The sequence below is a fragment of the Klebsiella sp. TF21-TM genome, assembly GCF_019753495.1.
Lineage (GTDB): Bacteria > Pseudomonadota > Gammaproteobacteria > Enterobacterales > Enterobacteriaceae > Klebsiella > Klebsiella quasipneumoniae.
The window spans coordinates 1-218 of the sequence record NZ_JAIJYL010000150.1 but is presented as its reverse complement, the minus strand read 5'-3'; the positions used below and the strand labels follow the sequence as shown (position 1 = coordinate 218).

1 protein-coding gene is annotated in these 218 nt (G+C 55.0%); it reads left to right on the top strand.

The window, feature by feature from the left end:
• Positions 1-218 (top strand): transposase (locus K5R89_RS27290; protein ID WP_157912466.1); only part of this gene is annotated, 218 nt, incomplete at both ends.

The window sequence follows — 218 nt, the reverse complement described above, 5'->3', positions numbered from 1 at the left end:
ACCAAGAACAAAGAGCAGCAACGCGATCCGGAGATGCATCAGACCAAGAAAGGCAATCAGTGGCACTTTGGCATGAAGGCCCACATTGGTGTCGATGCCAAGAGTGGCCTGACCCACAGCCTAGTCACCACCGCGGCCAACGAGCATGACCTCAATCAGCTGGGTAATCTGCTTCATGGAGAGGAGCAATTTGTCTCAGCCGATGCCGGCTACCAAGG